Raw genomic sequence first — 228 nt, forward strand, 5'->3', positions numbered from 1 at the left:
ATGTTTTGCATGCTGGTTGCGCGGAGGGGCCGATTTTTATCTGATTTTTGAGCTGGCGGCCTATGCCGCCGCGCTGCCCATCTGCGACTGCAGGTAGTTGGGCAGGCCGATCTTGTCGATCAGGCCCAGCTGCTTTTCAAGCCAGTAGGCGTGGTCTTCTTCTGTGTCGCGCAGCTGGGCCAGCAGCAGGTCGCGGCTCACGTAGTCGCCCACGCTCTCGCACAGGGC

The 228-nt window shown here is 61.4% G+C and carries 1 protein-coding gene; it reads right to left on the reverse strand.

All coding sequences use genetic code 11. The features are described 5' to 3' along the window. Positions 1 to 60: 60 nt before the first annotated feature. Positions 61 to 228 (reverse strand): ferritin-like domain-containing protein (locus DBR12_RS21285; RefSeq protein ID WP_304529324.1); only part of this gene is annotated, 168 nt, incomplete at its 5' end.

It is taken from the genome of Acidovorax sp. HMWF029, from assembly GCF_003060895.1.
Taxonomy (GTDB): Bacteria; Pseudomonadota; Gammaproteobacteria; order Burkholderiales; family Burkholderiaceae_C; genus Acidovorax.